13 protein-coding genes and 2 pseudogenes are annotated in these 14,145 nt (G+C 52.5%); 12 read left to right on the top strand and 3 right to left on the bottom strand.

Annotated elements, in window-relative coordinates; all coding sequences use genetic code 11:
* Nucleotides 1-167: 167 nt before the first annotated feature.
* Together AAEZ09_RS17495 and AAEZ09_RS17490 are read right to left on the bottom strand one after the other, a co-directional pair.
* Nucleotides 168-388: pseudogene (locus AAEZ09_RS17495) on the bottom strand (hypothetical protein).
* Nucleotides 389-473: 85 nt separating this feature from the next.
* Nucleotides 474-4,610: pseudogene (locus AAEZ09_RS17490) on the bottom strand (CheR family methyltransferase).
* Nucleotides 4,611-5,009: 399 nt separating this feature from the next.
* Between AAEZ09_RS17490 and AAEZ09_RS17485 the strand changes: the two are divergent.
* Complete coding sequence (locus AAEZ09_RS17485) at nucleotides 5,010-5,231, top strand: hypothetical protein (protein ID WP_225571057.1); 222 nt, start codon at nucleotides 5,010-5,012, stop codon at nucleotides 5,229-5,231.
* A 205-nt stretch (nucleotides 5,232-5,436) separates the two neighbouring features.
* On the opposite strand, the gene AAEZ09_RS17480 is transcribed toward AAEZ09_RS17485, so the two are convergent.
* Nucleotides 5,437-5,886 carry a low affinity iron permease family protein gene (locus tag AAEZ09_RS17480; protein ID WP_225571056.1) on the bottom strand — a complete coding sequence of 150 codons (450 nt, stop codon included), beginning with the start codon at nucleotides 5,884-5,886 and terminating at the stop codon, nucleotides 5,437-5,439.
* Nucleotides 5,887-6,290: 404 nt separating this feature from the next.
* Between AAEZ09_RS17480 and AAEZ09_RS17475 the strand changes: the two genes are divergently transcribed.
* From AAEZ09_RS17475 to cydB, 11 genes are all read left to right on the top strand, one after another.
* Nucleotides 6,291-6,539: a hypothetical protein gene (locus tag AAEZ09_RS17475; protein ID WP_225571055.1), complete on the top strand. Its 249-nt coding sequence runs from the start codon at nucleotides 6,291-6,293 to the stop codon at nucleotides 6,537-6,539.
* A gap of 13 nt (nucleotides 6,540-6,552) precedes the next feature.
* A complete protein-coding gene (locus tag AAEZ09_RS17470; RefSeq protein WP_225571054.1) occupies nucleotides 6,553-7,053 on the top strand; it encodes a CinA family protein in 501 nt (166 codons plus the stop codon).
* Between the two features lie 5 nt (nucleotides 7,054-7,058).
* On the top strand, nucleotides 7,059-7,577 hold the full coding sequence (locus AAEZ09_RS17465; RefSeq protein ID WP_225571053.1) for a hypothetical protein: 519 nt from the start codon (nucleotides 7,059-7,061) through the stop codon (nucleotides 7,575-7,577).
* Nucleotides 7,578-7,584: 7 nt separating this feature from the next.
* Nucleotides 7,585-8,031, top strand: a complete 447-nt coding sequence (locus tag AAEZ09_RS17460; protein ID WP_225571052.1) for a DUF421 domain-containing protein — start codon at nucleotides 7,585-7,587, stop codon at nucleotides 8,029-8,031.
* A 90-nt stretch (nucleotides 8,032-8,121) separates the two neighbouring features.
* Complete coding sequence (locus tag AAEZ09_RS17455; RefSeq protein ID WP_225571051.1) at nucleotides 8,122-8,349, top strand: PLD nuclease N-terminal domain-containing protein; 228 nt, start codon at nucleotides 8,122-8,124, stop codon at nucleotides 8,347-8,349.
* Nucleotides 8,350-8,480: 131 nt separating this feature from the next.
* Nucleotides 8,481-9,365 carry a manganese catalase family protein gene (locus tag AAEZ09_RS17450; protein ID WP_116030808.1) on the top strand — a complete coding sequence of 295 codons (885 nt, stop codon included), beginning with the start codon at nucleotides 8,481-8,483 and terminating at the stop codon, nucleotides 9,363-9,365.
* 317 nt (nucleotides 9,366-9,682) lie between these two features.
* On the top strand, nucleotides 9,683-10,516 hold the full coding sequence (locus tag AAEZ09_RS17445; protein ID WP_412548520.1) for a ZIP family metal transporter: 834 nt from the start codon (nucleotides 9,683-9,685) through the stop codon (nucleotides 10,514-10,516).
* A 152-nt stretch (nucleotides 10,517-10,668) separates the two neighbouring features.
* Nucleotides 10,669-11,169, top strand: coding sequence for a YciE/YciF ferroxidase family protein (locus tag AAEZ09_RS17440; protein ID WP_225571050.1), 501 nt, complete (start codon nucleotides 10,669-10,671; stop codon nucleotides 11,167-11,169).
* A gap of 167 nt (nucleotides 11,170-11,336) precedes the next feature.
* Entirely contained in the window at nucleotides 11,337-11,570 is a 234-nt protein-coding gene (locus tag AAEZ09_RS17435; protein ID WP_225571049.1) for a DUF2934 domain-containing protein, read from the top strand.
* Between the two features lie 175 nt (nucleotides 11,571-11,745).
* A complete protein-coding gene (locus tag AAEZ09_RS17430; RefSeq protein ID WP_225571048.1) occupies nucleotides 11,746-13,137 on the top strand; it encodes a cytochrome ubiquinol oxidase subunit I in 1,392 nt (463 codons plus the stop codon).
* Nucleotides 13,134-14,135 carry a cytochrome d ubiquinol oxidase subunit II gene (cydB, locus tag AAEZ09_RS17425; RefSeq protein ID WP_225571047.1) on the top strand — a complete coding sequence of 334 codons (1,002 nt, stop codon included), beginning with the start codon at nucleotides 13,134-13,136 and terminating at the stop codon, nucleotides 14,133-14,135. The genes AAEZ09_RS17430 and cydB overlap by 4 nt, the downstream gene beginning before the upstream one ends.
* Nucleotides 14,136-14,145: the final 10 nt, after the last annotated feature.

The raw sequence follows: 14,145 nt of genomic DNA, 5'->3' as shown, positions 1-14,145 counted from the left end.
ACATTCCTTCCAGGGCTCTTTGATGCAAGCGGGTCAGGGACGGCCCGCCATATAAGAAGAACAATGGGCTCTATCGACTCGATCTCAGTTAATGCTTAAAAGCGAGCAGTAAGATCCGAGAGCGCCAATAGAGCTGTTGATGATGGTGTTCAGTATGAGTTGATAACCTATGATTGGCGTAGCCGGTAAAGTCCTCAGTGATTCCTTGAGCATTTTTGTCCAGCGTTTCCATTGCTGTCACTGCGTTGACCGCAGAATTCCCCGCACCGTTTTCCGAAAGCCATTTGGTGGCCTCCTCAATTGCTGTGCATATTGCATGCTGGTTATGCAGAAGCAATGTAAGAGCGTCAGCTGCAGCTACGTTTGCTTCAAAACTAGACGATGCCACAGGTATCTTCCCTTAGTGTTCTGTTCGGGAGCCTAGCGAAACTGCGAGAGCATGTGCAATTTTGCATCCTGCTCTCTCGCCAGAGTTAGGATCGTTGACCAGCCGCAGTAACCAATTCGCAAATCAACGTTGTCAAATCCTCAACGGCTACCGGTTTCCCGAGAGACGCATCAAAACGGCCTTCCCCTTGGTACTGAGCCCCCTCCGCCGCACCGTAGCCTGTCAGAGCTATTGCCGGCACGGCTGCGTAATCCGGAAACTTACGTAGCGCAGCAAGTAGCTCATGACCATCCATAAGCGGCAGTCCGATGTCTGAAATAATTACATCGGAGCGTTGCGTTTGCGCGATTTCCAAGGCTTTGGAAGGATGGTCGAATGCAAGAACCTCCGCGTCCTCTAATTCAAGCAGTAGCTGAAGTGCTTCCAGTACCTCAGGCGAATCATCGACGAGAAGGACACGAATCTCAGCCAACTGACCTTCGTCGTTCTCGGCGTCATTGCTGGCATGTTGATGGGGTGGTTCAGTCAGCGGCAGTTCTACGGTAAACCGCGAACCCTTACCCGCGCCCTCAGAATACGCCTGTATCTTGCCATGGTGGCTCTCAACCAGTTGTTCGACCAGTGCTAAGCCAATTCCCAAGCCACCTCGATGCTGGCCCGAAGGGCGATGGTCGGCCTGTCCGAACATTTCGAAGATACGTTCCAATTGATCCTTCTCGATACCCGGCCCAGTGTCGATCACTTCGATACGTACAGCTTGCTCCAGCTTCGTCGTGACAACTTGCACTGTACCTTCAGCAGGGGTGAACTTGATGGCGTTACTGATCAGGTTCCAAATGATCTGTTCAATCCGGGTCTGATCTGCATCGATGAATAGACTTTGTTCCGGTGTCTTGAAGTGAATCTTGCAGCCGGATTCTGCTTTCAGCACGACTTGTTGAATTTCATTGAGTACCATCACGAGATCCAGTGGTTTGCATTGCAACTGCAGCTTTCCATTGCGTACCCGCGCAACGTCCATCAGGTCATCGATGATGCGTGCTTGGCTGGCTACCGCATCAGTGATGGTGGTGATCGCTTTTTGTAGCGTCGGGTCTTTCTTTGACACAGGAAGCCGACGAGCCAATTGAGCGTTTAGTTGAATGAGGTTCAGCGGATGTTTGAGTTCATGCGACATGACCGCAAAGAACTGGTCTTTTTGCTGGCTAGAATTTAGGGATGCCGTAAGGTTCCGCTGTTGCTCTTCGTGCAACTTGATATGGTCAGTCAGATCGCGCGCGATTTTGACAAAGCCTTGGAAGCCTTTGCTCGCCAATGCCGTGACCTCGCCGCTGCAATAAAACTTGCTACCATCCTTGCGTGCGTGCCAGCGCTCATCGTCACTACGACCTTTAGTACGGGCCGTTTCCAACTCCATTTCTGGTATTCCTGCGCGCTGATCCTCGGCGGAAAAGATGAAGCGAAAATGCTGACCCTCCGCCTCGTCACGGCTGAAGCCAAAAGTGTTCCTCGCCCCGTCATTCCAGTCAGTGATGAAGCCCTCTTCATTAAGCACGATGATCGCGTAGTCATGGGTGCTTTCTGTGACCAGACGCATTCGCTCCTCACTCAAACGAAGCTCTTGCTCAGCCTCGCGCCGTGAGGTGATATCAATGAAAGTCAGAACGATACCGCCTATCTGATCCACATTGGAACGATAGGGCAAGATTCGCACGATGTACCAGCGGTCATCGGAACTCGCGACTTCGCGTTCGATGCCCTTGAGAGTCTCGAATACTGACATCGCATCCTCGGCCATTCCGTCGTATTTGAGGCGATGAGTGATATCCAACAAGGGCCGACCGGCGTCTACCGCCAGCATGCTAAAAATATCCGTTGCTCGAGGGGTGAACCATTTGATTCGCAGCTCTCTATCAACGAAAACAGTGGCAATGTCGGTGGAACTGATCAGGTTGCTCAGGTAGTCGTTGACCTGGTCTGTTTCCTCAACCTTGATCTTCAATTCGTGGTTTACAGTGAGGAGCTCTTCGTTGATCGACTGCAACTCTTCCTTGCTGGTTTCGAGTTCTTCAGATGCTGAACGAAGCTCTTCATTGATTGCCTGCATTTCCTCGTTGGAGGCCTTCAGCTCTTCGCTCGAGACCTCCGACTGCTAAATAACGTCCTGAAGTTGCAGCTTGGTACGTTGCAACTCCCGATCCAGATTAGAAAGCATTTGATTTTCAGACTGTACGGATGCGTTGGAACTGACGTTTTGTGCGTCTATTTGTTCCTCGGTGAACGAGATGTAAAGACAGTTCAGCTCTGTTTCAGCATCAGTGAACGGGTGTACCTCGACCTGCACCTGGTAATGCTGCCCGTCGCGTTTATGATTGATCGGGCGGGCCCGAGCGGATTGGCCGGATTGTTGAGTTTGGTAGATGGTAGTGCGTAGTTCCAAGCGCAGATCTCCGCTCACCAGCGATAGGAGATTATTGCTGACCTCGCCGGTCATGTGCTGCAGATATCGACCAGCGCCTTGACTGATGTAGAGAATATCGGCTTCGCTGTTGACGATGATGCTGGGTGGGGAAAAGCGCTCTGCAGCCCGCTGATATATTTCGACCGTGGACGGCTTTTTCACTGGTCGTGTATCACTAGGTAGAGACGATGCAATGGTGCGCGCATATCCCCCCCGAGGCATGGCAGGTAGGCGGTGAGTATTGGGGCCGCCGCGAGCACGAAAAATGCGATTCTTCTTGTCAACGGTGGTGAAAAGTTCAGGGCAAGCATCCGCTGATTCAGAGGTGCCGAGAAAGAGATATCCACCTGCACGCAACGCAAAATGAAACATTTGCAAAATTTCGCGCTGAATGTCGCGATCTAGATAAATAAGCAGATTCCGGCAAACGATCAGGTCTATCTGAGAAAAAGGTGGGTCAGCCAACAAGCTGTGCTTGGCGAAGAGCACTCGTTCACGAATATCCTTGCGGACGCGATAGTTGGCATCTTCTTTGATGAAGTATTGCCGCAAGCGTGCGGGTGAGACGTCAGTGATGATTGCTTCAGAGTACAGTCCTGTACGTCCGGTGCTTATGGCACGGTCATCGATATCGCTGGCGAACACCTGGATTTTGAAATCAGACGACGTTTCAGCTTTGTAATCATTGAGCAGGATTGCAAGTGAATAGGCTTCCTCCCCCGTGGATGCACCCGCCGACCAGACTCGAATCTCATGAGCGCTATCGATGTCGTTTTGACGAGCGAATAACTGGGGAATCACCTCGCGTTCCAATGATTCAAAAGACTCACGGTCGCGGAAGAAATTGGTTACTCCGATGAGCATGTCATCGAGCAGAGACTTGGTCTCATCAGCATGTTCACAGATGTAGCGATAGTAGGCGGGCAAATCAGTCTGCGTGGTCACCTGCATACGGCGTTCGATACGGCGCAAAACTGTGGCACGCTTGTAGTGCTTGAAGTCATGGCCGGTAGCGGCGCGTAGCTTGGTAAGGATATCAAGCAACGCTTGTTCTGCCTGCTCGACAGCCCGTTCGTCTAGCTTAGGTGGAGTGCCTGGCTGGAGATCCGCAGCATTTGGAAGTTGAATACGTTGGGCGTTGTGCCATACATCCAGAATTTTCTGCGGCATTTCGACAACCGGTAGTACGAAATCGACTTTATGAGTATTGATCGCCGCCTGCGGCATTCCATCAAACTCGGCATCCTCTGGATGCTGAGCTAGGGTGACACCGCCTTGCTCCTTGATACGTGACAAGCCAACGGCTCCATCAGATCCCGTGCCGGAAAGAACAACACAGAAAGCGTGTTCTTTGTGGGCGTCCGCAAGATCACGAAAGAAGAGGTCGATGGTTACGTGTCGTCCATTTCGTGGCTCGGGTGGCAAACCACGTAAGTAGCCGTCGTTCATCGAAAGGCGCTGCGCTGGGGAGATTCCATATACATGGTTGCGTTCGATGGGCGCAGCAGAAACCAACTGGGTGACAGGCATTTTAGTACGAGACGCGATCAGTTTTCCCGCGCTACTTTGGTGATCGGGGGACAAATGCATGACCACTACAAACGCCATACCGCTGTCAGCTGGCATATGCTCGAAGAAGTGCTGAACAGCCTGCAAACCGCCTGCGGAAGCTCCAATTCCTACTACCGGAAAGCCCAGATGACTAGGTTGAATATCCTGTCGCTGAGGACGATCTGCGCCCGCATCATTTTCGGTGTTCATCACGTAAATCCTATCGTGGTCGCGCGTTGTGGAGATCACCTCTAGAGGTAGCGTGTCAGCTATGGTTGTTCATGGCAAACCAACAATCTGCAGCGAGCGAACACTTCGAAAGGAGATGTTTAATAATAGCCGATAGGGAGGGTATCGAAGACATTTTCACATACTTTGCTGGTGCGCACGTATGAAAGCGGGAAGTCAGACCGGACGAGGTCATCGAGTCAGGTCGACCCGCTGAAGAACCCATTCCAAAGCTATTTGTACGACAACCCTTGAACCGCGATGCTAGATCAGTTGGGAGGAACATGCCGGTGAAAGCACTGGCGAACCGCCATTCATCGACAGGCCTGAGCTGCGCTAAATGCTTTTGTCTCTACTGCTGACACTGTGGAGATTTTCATCATGTATGAAGACAGAAAAGCGCACGCGTTGACGACATGGCATCAGCTCCTGGAACACCCTGAGATTCGAATGAGCGCTCCGGAACAGTACGACGAGCTACTTCGCCTCGCTGAGGAGTATTGCGAGGAAGGATTTATCACCCGGGAAGACCGTCGACGGATGATTGAGAAGGCCACCGCAAACTATCGGCGAGCAGTGGAAGGTCTCGGCCAAGGCATTTAAGCTCATGGCGGGCGCAAATCGCACAACGCCCACCTCCCCGAGGATTATAAGATGGTGGAACTTTTGACTGGGGCTTACGTGCTGAATGATGTATCGCGCCGGTCATTCAGAGATGAGCTAATTGCGCCGCGACCAACAAGGTACACACAAAAGACTTTCACAGGCAGAAGACGTCAATGACATCAGCAGCGAACGGAGGAGAATTTCACCTTTGCACGCCTCCTAGGTCGGATTCAGACGTTTTGCCTTGACGAGATGGTTGAACGGAAAGCAACTCGTTCGTGCCGGCTGTGTCGAGATTGACCTGATCATTTTCACCGAGAGAGCTGTACTGATCCCGGAGCTCTCGAAGGTCTTTTGAGCCCATCTTCTCCAAGCACAACGTCGCGTTTTGTGCGTCTTTAGTGGCTCGAATCAATTCGTCGATTTTGAGATGCAAAATGTCGTTGTCACGGTTTTGCGTGTTCTGAATAAGAAAAACCATCAGGAAGGTGATGATGGTCGTTGACGTATTGATGATCAGCTGCCATGTATCGTTGTAGTGAAAGTATGGGCCCGTGAGCGCCCAAACTCCGATTAGAACGATGGCCAGTAAGAAGGTTTTCGAGCTGCCTGCCCAGTTGGAAAGCGCTTGGCAGAAACGTGCGAATTTCATGATTGCGATCTCTCGTTGTATTCATGAAATAGACAACCTATGCGCCTGAAATACTTTATTACATTTTGACCTTTCGTCGGACTTCTCTATCACAGGAATCAGCTTCATCTAGGTGAAACCCTGAGAAGTTTGCTGCCAGTTCTTCCCCCTCTGTAAGCCCGTTTTAGCTCAAAGGGTCGACAAGGTGAAAAACCATACAATTCTTTATACGCGATACCTTGACGAAAACAAGTGAGCAGACTGGATCTGACAGGCCACCCGCCACTAGGTCTACGAGCGCAGTTCATTCTCGCGGGGTTAGGCGCCTCCTCCTACTTTTTCGTTCCGGTATCTGATTTTCGTCAGACATTTTGAACCTAACTCGAATTCGGTCGCTCAATTGGAAAATGGTCGGGGGAAGCAGAATGAACGCTTTCAAGAACCAACTGACATTCACGCAAGAAATCAAATTGCTCGCCTTGGCAGCTTGGCAACGTGCACTGGAAAACCGTGAATTGCGAATGGATAGCCCAGACGCCTATCACGACGAACTGCTGCGACAGTCGGATGAAATGGATCGCCTCGGTATACTCAGCTGGGATGAGTGGCGCGACTTGCGAAGAGAAGCGGACGTGGCGTACCTCCGAGCAGTCGCCGGAGACGATTACCACTGAGGTTATTCAAGTTATGTCCATCGCCAGTGACACAGTCCAGTACCTGCGTAACAACGCATTGGTGATAACCACAGCGGAGTCGTGTACGGCGGGCAAGATCATCACGCGGTTATCCGAGATAGAGGGTAGCGGCGAATTTATTGAATGTGGTTATGTCGTTTACTCGCCCCAGGCTAAAGAGCGCCTACTCCATGTCAGCCCGCAGACTATCGAAACCTTCAACCTGACGAGCGTCGAGGTGGCGAGAGAAATGGCTAGGGGGGCCTTGCGAGATAGCACCGCGAATGCCGCAATCGCGACTACCGGAATTCTCGGGCCGGACGATGTCGATGGCATCCCTGCAGGTACGATTTGTTTCGCTTGGGCATTTCAGGCAAATAATGAATGCTACGTCTTCAGTCATGAACACCGGTTCTTCGGAGGACGTTGTCAGGTTCAGGCACAGGCGACGGAATATGCGTTGCAGTGGCTACCGCATTTTCATCGCCGTGCGCGCGCTGGCGAGAAGGCCTAAGCCTGATGAACGAAGACTCCGATAACGCAGATATGAGAAGCCGCGAACATCCGATTCGCGAGGACATGGCCTATCAATTGAAGGTCTGGCGTTTCGAGCGCGTTGGCTGGTACGTATTGGTTTTAGTCGTGTTGATGGGGTTAGTGGGCGTCTTTTCCAGAGGCTTACTCAGTTCAAGAGATGTCCGCAGTGAGGACGGTAAAGTCAGAGTGGAATATGAAATGTTTCATCGCAATGGCTCGACTAACTCGATGAAAATCACTTTGAGTTCAACGTCAGATTCTCAGGTAGAGCTGGAGCTCGCAGGTCAGTTATTAGAAGGCTTCAGTATTGAAACTCTTCAACCCGAACCTCTGCGCTCAAGAAGTTCTTCACAGGGCATCAGGCTTTGGCTACAGACTGACCTTGATGGTCAAGCGACGCTGTACATCACTCTGCGAGGGGATGGCCTTGGCTTCTACCGCAGTCAAATCTCGTCACCGGGCACCAACAGCTTAAAGCTTGTGCAGTTCATTTTCCCTTAGGTGATTTATGGATTCGGTTTTGCGTGCAGGTGCGATGTATGTGGCTCTCATGGTGCTCTTCAAGATCGCTGGGCGGCGCTCCTTGGCGGAACTGACGACGTTCGATTTCGTCCTATTGATGATGATTGGCGAAGCTACGCAGCAGGCGCTGCTAGGTGATGATTTCTCGCTGACCAATTCGATGATAGTCATCGTCACGTTGATCGCTATCGACGTCGGATTGTCCTTGCTCAAACAGCGCTCGGGATGGATTTCACGACTGATCGATGGTGAGCCCACCGTCATTGTCGAAAACGGAAAGCTCCTTCATCAACGATTGCGTCATGCTCGATTGGTTGAAGCTGACGTCATGGAAGCTGCGCGATCCAGTCAGGGGATAGAGAAGCTGGAAGAGATCAAGTTCGCGATCATTGAGCGCAACGGCAAGATTTCCATCATTGCCCGAGAGGATTAATTTCTGACGCTTACATGCGTCCCGAGATTTGCTTGGAACACCCTGATTGGTATGCAGCCTAAGAGTTAACTATCTGAGGAGGGTTACATCATGTCTGAAGCTACCAGCTATTTCGCGATTGCTGTCGCCGTGATCATTCTGCTCGTCGATCTTTGGGCGATTGTTAGCGTGTTTCGAAGCGACAAAACGGTAGGGATAAAAGCCGCGTGGGCGCTTGGCCTCATTATCTTCCCAGTCTTAGGTTTGATCGTTTGGGGTGTTGCGGGGCCTCGCGGGATCAAAGAAGGCCCCTCGTCGCCAGAACACAGCAAAGGTTAGTCACTATCCGTTTGTCGTTCGCGCTGAAGGTTTTTGAAATTAACCCTGGCGCACTTGCTTCAGATGTTTGTGGGCTGGCATTCGGTCTATCACCGAGTGACCGCAGCCCTTATTCGCCTGAGGAGAATGTCATGTTCCTACATAACAAACGACTTCAATACACCGTGCGTGTTGCTCAGCCCAATCCTGGGTTGGCCAATCTTCTACTGGAGCAATTCGGCGGAGCTCAAGGGGAGCTCGCGGCGGCGTCACGCTACTTCACGCAGGCATTGGCAGAAGATGATCCGGGCAGGAAGGATCTCTTGATGGATATCGCTACCGAGGAGCTCAGTCACCTTGAGATCGTCGGCTCGATCATCGTGATGTTGAACAAGGGCGCCAAGGGACGAATGGCCGAAGGTGTCGAGGAAGAAGGCGAGCTATACCGCGCCATCAACGGAGCCGGTAACGACTCTCACATCACGAGTCTGTTGTATGGCGCAGGTGCTCCTTTGACTAACTCGGCAGGCGTACCTTGGTCGGCGGCATACGTCGATACCATCGGCGAACCCACAGCAGACATGCGCTCGAATATCGCCGCCGAGGCGAGAGCGAAGATTGTTTACGAGCGTTTGATGAATGTCACCGACGATCCCGGAGTGAAAGAGGCACTGGGATTTCTGATGACACGTGAAATCGCCCACCAGTTATCTTTCGAAAAAGCACTGCACGCCATCCAGCCAAATTTCCCTCAGGGCAAACTGCCGGGCATGCCGGAGTTCACCAACGTCTACTTCAACATGTCACAGGGCGAAGGCAGCACTCGCGGCCCTTGGAACGAAGGGGACGATTGGGACTTCGTGGAAGATCCTGCGCCCGCAGTGGATGGTGGGGACGGCACCGCCTCTGTGCAATTGAGCGCTGAGGACGAGGCGCTGCTCATGGATATGAAAGCAAGGACGATGTCCGACCCAGACAGCAATCCGATCACAGGGGCGGACTTAGGGGCGGGGGTACAAGGCGAACCTCAACCTTGAAGAGCAGCCGCACGCCCTCTGGCGTGCGGTCTTCCATCTTATTCGAGGGGAATCACATCATGGTTAACAAAAAATCAGCGCGTCGGAATTTAACTGGCCCTGAGATGCTCTTTGCCACCTGCGTCGCTTTTGAACGTGAAGCGCAACGCGTATCCAGGCAGTTCCTACGGTCGCTTTCCGTATCTACTGAAAAGTACGATTCAAAAAAATAGGAGGTATCCGTGCCCGATCCGTTGACCTCATCAGGCGCACCGCCTCGCTCCTGGTTCGCCCGGTTCTCAGGAACTGGGTGGGGCGGGCGCGCCTTCTGGTCAATTTTGATTTGCGTAACATTGTTCTTACTCATATGCGGGTATGGCGCCTTTGTCGGCGCCAACAAACAAAATCTGCACTTCGCTTTTCTCGGTGGCATGTCAGGTTTCGCTGCGACGGCCATGGGAGCTGTCGTAGCGATTGCGTTACGAGACATCGCCGCCCGTACTCAAGACACCATGCTGGGCTTCGCCGCCGGCATGATGCTGGCCGCCAGTTCCTTCTCGCTCATTCTCCCAGGGATCGAAGCAGCTCAAGCTCTTTGCGGAAACCAGTTCCTCGCAGCATGTGTAGTTGTGGCGGGATTGGGATTGGGCGTAGCGCTGATGGTTGGCCTTGATCGTTTTGTCCCACACGAACATGAGAAAAGCGGACGCAGGGGGCCGGACGCGCAGCGCATCAATCGTGTTTGGTTATTCGTCCTGGCAATCACACTGCATAACTTGCCGGAAGGCATGGCCATTGGTGTGAGCTTCGCAAACGGCGACATGAAGGTCGGGCTCCCGCTAACTACAGCTATCGCTATTCAAGATATTCCCGAAGGTTTGGCTGTCGCACTGGCGTTACGTGTGACAGGCATCTCAGCGCTTCGTGCAGCGCTTATCGCGGTGGGTTCAGGATTGATGGAACCCATTGGCGCCGTTGTTGGATTGGGCATTTCCAGCAGCTTTGCATTGGGCTATCCCATTGCGCTCGGCTTGGCAGCAGGAGCCATGATTTTCGTGGTATCTCATGAGGTCATTCCGGAGACTCATCGCAACGGTCATGAGACGCCGGCGACTTTAGGTCTGATGCTCGGTTTTGGGGTGATGATGTTCCTGGATACCGCTTTGGGTTAGCGATGAGCCTTTTATCCGTCACCCTGAAAATTTTCGGAACACCTTTTAAATCAGGCTGGTCATTCTTCATGTACGGCAAATTTTGCATGCATGTCGATCCCATGCGGACGCTCACCAGGCGACGCCAATACTGACCAGAAGGAAGTTTAGAAATGGCTAGAAAAACTGTCGAAGACTTGTTTATCCATGAACTCTCTGATGTTTACAGTGCGGAAAAACAAATCACCAAAGCGTTACCGCGCTTGGCAAAAGCAGCGACCAATCCACTGTTGGCAGAAGCGTTTACGGCGCACCTAGAGGAGACGCATGGGCAGATTGAGCGCATTGATCAACTGGTCGAGCTGACCGGTATCAAACTGAAGCGCATGAAGTGCGTGGCCATGGAGGGACTTGTCGAAGAATCGAAAGAGCTGCTGGAAGAGATCGATAAGGGAGCTGTCCTCGACGCAGCATTGATTGGTGCGGCGCAAAAGGTGGAGCACTACGAAATTGCTGCCTACGGCACCCTGATAGCTATGGCCAAGCATCTAAAGCTCGACGACGCGGCAGCCTTATTAGCAGCAACGCTTGTTGAAGAAAAAGGTGCGGACGAGAAACTGACCAAGATTGCGGAGCAAGGTGGTAATCAAGCAGCGACCATGGATTCTAAATAAGCGGTATCAGCAAACGTGCTGGTCGACAAAGGCGAGATTTCGTCGACCAGCCTCGATAGAAAATCATGATCAATTCAAGCTCGATCCAGTTCTGGCGAGCTTGATGCGCTGATCCATGATGCCGAATTTTCCTAACTAGCTCCAGGATAGCCAAGCAGGAGAAAACGATGATTGATGAATCGGTAATTCGCGAAAGGGCGTATGCACTCTGGGTAAAGGATGCTTGCCCTGAGGACGCTGACCTTTTTTATTGGTTTCTTGCTCGAGAGCAGCTTGAAACAGCGCTCAAGCGAACTTCCGTCGAGAGTCATGTGTGCGATGGAAACGATAAGTTTTTCAACAAAATCGGCAAGAAAAAAAATGAAGTAAATTTACGTTCCAGGAAGCGAGAGTCGGCGTGAGAACGATTTTCCCTACTTTTTTTGACCGCCAATTAGTCAGGAAGAGCCAACGGGCAATATTTTCGGACAAGTGCTACGCCTGTATCCACGCATCCATTTGGCTCTTCGCGCAGCTAAGCTACGAGCTTGCGTTACGAAAATTTCCGTAAATGCAGGCCAATCATTAGAGGGCTGTATGGATGCGATTGATTCGGCGCTTATGGCAGCGCGTGCCCAGTTCGCGATTGCCATAAGCTTTCATATCGTGCTGGCAGCCTTCACCATTGGCTTGGCCAATTTTCTCATGGTGCTGGAGGCACTGTGGCTGTGGCGCAGGCGAAGGATCTACTTGGATGTCTACCTTTACTGGCTAAAGGTGTTTGCGCTCAACGTTGCGGTAGGCACAGCGTCGGGTCTGATTTTGGAGTACCAATTCGGATTGAATTGGTCACGCCTCTCGACCCAGGCGGGAGACATTCTAGGGCCGTTGATGTTCTACGAGGTACTGGCGGCATTTTTCCTGGAAGCGGGTTTTCTCGGCATCATGTTGTTCGGGTTGAAGAGGGTGGGCCCTAGGCTGCATTTCTTCGCCACCTGCGCCGTCGCAATTGGATCTTTGATCAGCGCCTTTTGGATCCTGTCAGCCAACTCCTGGATGCAAACACCCGCCGGCTATTCAATTGGAGTCGATGGACGTTTTATTGCCGAAAACTGGTGGGCGATCATCTTCAATCGTTCGTTTCCTTACCGGCTTGTGCATATGACATTGGCCGCGATTATAGGCAGCGCCTCGCTGGTAGCCGGTGTTAGCGCTTGGCAGTTGTTGCGTGTGCCACAGAACCCGCGAGCCCGGCTTGCCTACTCCATGGCGTTGTGGGTGGTTGCGTTGCTGACGCCTGTGCAACTACTGGTGGGCGATCTGCATGGTGAGCACAGCCTTAAAGTTCAGCCGCAAAAGGTTGCCGCCATCGAAGGTTCCTGGACACGACCAGCGGAAGGAGAGGGGGAACCATTACGTTTATTCGCCATTCCAGATATGGCTGAGCGACGCAACCATTGGGAAGTAGCGATTCCGCGCGTAGCGTCTTTGTACTTGCGACATGACCTGAGCGGCACTATTAAAGCGCTTGATGAATTCCCGCCTGAGGACATACCACCTGTGCCACCCGTGTTCTTCGCTTTCCGTGTCATGGTCGGATTGGGGCTGTTCATGCTGGGGCAGGGGTTAATCAGTCTGGTATTACGCTGGCGGCATCGCTTGTACTCTGCGCGTTGGATGCTCCGAGGGAGTGTGCTGATGGCGCCTGCTGGATTTCTGGCAATGCTAAGTGGTTGGGTTGTGACAGAGGTTGGCCGTCAGCCCTTTACTGTCTATGGATTGATGCGAACTGCTGACAGTCTGTCTTCGGTGTCTCGTCAGCAGGTGGTAGGAGCAACTTGGACAATTTTGGCGTTTTATCTGGTGATCTTCGGCGTGGGTTTCTGGGTACTGCTGCGACTTTTGCGGGAACCACCTCACGAAGACGAGCCAGGGCCTCAACCCTCTTTGGCCGACGAGACGGGTAATCCTGTGGGCAAACATCGATGATGGACAATGACTGGATAACACTACTGTCCGCTGCGGCGCTGGGGTTTTCGGTATTGAACTACGTGCTGTTGGACGGCACTGACCTAGGTGTTGGCGTACTGCTTGGCCTAACTCGTTGTAGTAAGCACCGACGTGCCATGGCTGTGACTATCCTTCCGATTTGGGACGCTAACGAAACGTGGCTAGTGCTCGGTGGCGGCGGTCTGCTCGCGTTGTTTCCGCTGGCTTACGCTGTCCTGCTGCCGGCGCTTTATTTGCCGTTTATCGCGATGTTCCTGGCATTAATTCTCCGCGCGGTCGCGCTGGAGTTTCGCGATTACTCGAAAAGCTATCGTATGAAGCGCAGGGTCGATGGCTTGCTGCTGATAGGTTCACTGCTGGCCGGGGCAACTCAGGGGATTGTGTTGGGAACGCTTGTACAAGGGGTGCCGAATCAGGATGGGCAGTACAGCGGGAACGGCTGGGAGTGGTTGGGCCTATTTCCGCTGTATTGCGGTGCTGTGCTCGTAGTGGGTTATATGTGGTTGGGCGCCTGCTGGCTGTATTGGCGTACTGTCGACGATCTGCAATGTAGGTCAGGTCGACAGGCAAGGGCGTTGGCCATCGTGACCATAATGCTTTTGGCCGTGCTGGTGGCCTGGACAGCGACGCTGGATGCTCAATATGCGCAACGGCTTTCCAATCGACTTATTTGGTTGCCGGCGGCAATGCTGCTTACTGCATTGCTGTTCAGTTTCGCCCTGAGCTTTCGAAGCCGCCGGCAATATCTGCCGCTATTCGCCGCACTGGGAATTTTCATCTTGGCATTCGCATTGATGGTCGCAGCGCTCTTTCCATTGATTGTCCCGCCTAACCTGACCTTGCAAGAAGCAGCCTCAAGTCCCACCAGTCAGATTTTTATGCTGGTCGGGTTCGCCATGCTGATCCCGGTGACGCTCCTCTACAACACCTACGGCTTCAGAGTGTTCAGCGGAAAGGTTCGCGCCATTCGTGATTGACTGCAATATC

Origin of the sequence: Pseudomonas sp. 65/3-MNA-CIBAN-0223, assembly GCF_040310425.1 — a bacterium.
Lineage (GTDB): Bacteria > Pseudomonadota > Gammaproteobacteria > Pseudomonadales > Pseudomonadaceae > Aquipseudomonas > Aquipseudomonas gregormendelii.
Note: the sequence above shows the minus strand (reverse complement) of the source record. Positions and strands in the feature narration are given on the sequence as shown.

Bases quoted from the DNA above. Each gene is read 5' to 3' on its own strand.
- AAEZ09_RS17470 (WP_225571054.1), top strand. From the start codon at position 6,553: ATGTCCATCGCCAGTGACACAGTCCAGTACCTGCGTAACAACGCATTG.
- AAEZ09_RS17435 (WP_225571049.1), top strand. From the start codon at position 11,337: ATGATTGATGAATCGGTAATTCGCGAAAGGGCGTATGCACTCTGGGTA.
- AAEZ09_RS17485 (WP_225571057.1), top strand. From the start codon at position 5,010: ATGTATGAAGACAGAAAAGCGCACGCGTTGACGACATGGCATCAGCTC.
- AAEZ09_RS17440 (WP_225571050.1), top strand. From the start codon at position 10,669: ATGGCTAGAAAAACTGTCGAAGACTTGTTTATCCATGAACTCTCTGAT.
- AAEZ09_RS17450 (WP_116030808.1), top strand. From the start codon at position 8,481: ATGTTCCTACATAACAAACGACTTCAATACACCGTGCGTGTTGCTCAG.
- AAEZ09_RS17430 (WP_225571048.1), top strand. From the start codon at position 11,746: ATGGATGCGATTGATTCGGCGCTTATGGCAGCGCGTGCCCAGTTCGCG.
- AAEZ09_RS17460 (WP_225571052.1), top strand. From the start codon at position 7,585: ATGGATTCGGTTTTGCGTGCAGGTGCGATGTATGTGGCTCTCATGGTG.
- AAEZ09_RS17480 (WP_225571056.1), bottom strand. From the start codon at position 5,886: ATGAAATTCGCACGTTTCTGCCAAGCGCTTTCCAACTGGGCAGGCAGC.
- AAEZ09_RS17475 (WP_225571055.1), top strand. From the start codon at position 6,291: ATGAACGCTTTCAAGAACCAACTGACATTCACGCAAGAAATCAAATTG.
- AAEZ09_RS17465 (WP_225571053.1), top strand. From the start codon at position 7,059: ATGAACGAAGACTCCGATAACGCAGATATGAGAAGCCGCGAACATCCG.
- cydB (WP_225571047.1), top strand. From the start codon at position 13,134: ATGATGGACAATGACTGGATAACACTACTGTCCGCTGCGGCGCTGGGG.
- AAEZ09_RS17455 (WP_225571051.1), top strand. From the start codon at position 8,122: ATGTCTGAAGCTACCAGCTATTTCGCGATTGCTGTCGCCGTGATCATT.